The sequence below is a fragment of the Rhizobium sp. 2YAF20 genome, from assembly GCF_052114685.1.
In the GTDB taxonomy this organism is placed as follows: domain Bacteria; phylum Pseudomonadota; class Alphaproteobacteria; order Rhizobiales; family Rhizobiaceae; genus Rhizobium.
In genome coordinates, this window is the sequence record NZ_JBFRFF010000102.1 from 1 (window position 1) to 2,431 (window position 2,431).

2 protein-coding genes are annotated in these 2,431 nt (G+C 60.0%); both read right to left on the reverse strand.

The features are described from left to right. The coding region (gene istB / locus AB4Z52_RS35935) for an IS21-like element ISRel16 family helper ATPase IstB (RefSeq protein WP_442222568.1) at window positions 1-697 on the reverse strand (697 nt) is incomplete at its 3' end. Between the two features lie 11 nt (window positions 698-708). Next, a complete protein-coding gene (gene istA / locus AB4Z52_RS35940) occupies window positions 709-2,238 on the reverse strand; it encodes an IS21 family transposase (RefSeq protein ID WP_442222569.1) in 1,530 nt (509 codons plus the stop codon). Window positions 2,239-2,431: the final 193 nt, after the last annotated feature.

Here is a 2,431-nt window from a genome sequence, read left to right on the forward strand (position 1 = left end):
ATAGGTCGATGCGGTGGGCGTTATGAACGAGCCTGTCGAGGATGGCATCGGCGTAGGTTGGGTTGCCGATGATCTCGTGCCAGGCTGATACCGGAAGCTGGCTGGTGATAATCGTCGAGCGGCGTCCGTAGCGGTCTTCGAGGATTTCCAGGAGATCATGACGCGCCTGCTCATTGAGCGGCTCAAGACCCCAATCATCCAGGATCAGTAGCTGGACGTGACCGAGGGTGCGCTGAAGCCTGGCATACCGGCCATCGCCGCGGGCGAGAGCGAGATTGGCGAACAAGCGCGGCACACGCTGATAGAGAACAGACCGATCATCCCGGCAGGCTTTATGCCCAAGTGCACAAGCCAGCCAGCTCTTGCCGACGCCGGACGACCCGCAGATTGCGAGATTGTCGTGAGCATCGATCCAGTCGCCGCCGATCAGTTTCATGAAYAGCGCCCGATCGAGACCGCGTTCGCTGCGGTAATCGACATCCTCTGGCACAGCGTGATGACGAAGCTTGGCAAAYCGCAGRCGGGCGGCAAGCTTGCGATCGTGACGCGAACTCCATTCTCGCTCCAGCAGAAGTCCGAGCCATTCGGCATGGGAAAGCTGATCGCTTTCGCCATTGGTGAGCAGTTCGTTGAAGGCTTTGGCCATGCCGGTCAGGCCCATATCGTTCAGTTTATCAAGAGTTGGATGTGCAAGCATATGACGTCTCCTTAGTGGTAATAGCGGGGACCGCGGATGTTGGAGTGGTTGATCGGCTCGGATGATGCTGGGTTCGATGACGCCGAAGATCGGTCGAGATGATTGTCGAGAATGGAGCGCACCGAGCCATAGGTTCGAGCGCCTATTTCCAAAGCCCGGCCGCAGGCTGCGTTGACCCGCTCCCGCTCGAACGCTTTGACGAGGCGGATAATGCCCAGGCAGGCCCGGTAACCTTGCTCGGGATGCGGCCGGTCAGCGAGAATGCGCTCGCAGAGCAAAGCAACGTCCGATCCGATTGCCGACGCCTCGCGGCTGATGCGCTCGATCGTCCAGTCGGCAAAGCGGCGATGCGAAGACGGCATGTGCTCTGGCGTCGTCGTGTGCTTGCCATTGCCGCTCGATCGCCGGTGGGCAGCGATCCGTTCGCCTTTGTAGAAGATCTCGATGGTATTGGCGGTGATCCGCGCCTCGACCTGCTCACGGGCAAAACGGTAGGGCACGGAGTAAARGTGCTTGTCGATATCGACATGATAATCGAGACCGGCCCGGCGTATCTTCCATTCCGCAAAGACATATCGGTCGACCGGAAGAGGCCGCAAAGCGGGGTAATCAAGCTCTTCGAACAACTGTCGTCTTGTCCGCCCGACACGGCGTAGAACACGCTGATCGTTGAGATCAGCGAGCAATTCGGCAATCGCCGCGTTGACCTCGCCAAGGCTGTAGAAGACGCGGTGACGCAGCCGCCCGAGAAGCCAGCGCTCGACGATACGAACCGCGGCTTCGACTTTCGCCTTGTCACGCGGACGGCGTGGCCGGGTCGGCAGGACGGCACTGCCGTAATGAGCCGCCATCCCGGCATAGGTGCGATTGACCTGCGGATCAAAATGGCAGGCCTTGATCACCGCCACCTTGGCATTGTCAGGGACAAGCAGAGCCGGAGCCCCGCCAAAAGCCTCAAGCGCCAACAGATGGCACTCGATCCAATCTGGAAGCGTTTCGCTCCAGCGGGCATGGGCAAACGAAAGGCTCGATGCCCCGAGCACGGCGACAAACAGATGGGCTTGCCGCGTCTTTCCCGAAAGTCTATCGATCACCACCGTGACCGTGTCGCCGGCATAGTCGACAAAGAGCTTTTCACCAGCCGCATGGTTCTGGCGCATCGTTACCGGCAGCTTCAGCGCCCAACCGCGATAGAGATCGCAGTAGCGGCTGTAGCGATAACCATCAGGATGAAGACCGATATATTCGTCCCAGAGGATCTGCAGCGTGACATGTTTGCGCTTCAGCTCACGGTGAACATGGGCCCAATCCGGCTCAGCGCTGCGGCGGTGTCCCGTCTTCGTCCCTGCGGCCTTATACAGCGCCGCCTCAAGGACAGCATCGCTGACATCGTCGCCCAATGGCCACGAAAGCCCAGCACGCTCAAGCCGGCGTAATGTCTCGCGCACCGTTGAAGGTGCCGCGCCAACGCGCGCCGCAATCGACTTGTGGCCGAGCCCTCCCTCAAATCTGTGTCTTAGAATCTCGCGGACAAGCCGCATATTCAATCTCTCCGCTGGCATCGCGTTCCTTCCTCTCAGCGCACCGAAAGGAGGAGCTTCTCACCAGCAGGAAACCCCGACAAACACCCCAACCAGGGGGCGGCATCATCTCGGAACGAGGGGGCGGTTAATTCTCGGAATTGGGGGGCGGCATCATTTCGGAATCAGGGGGCGGCTTGCCTCGGAATTTGCA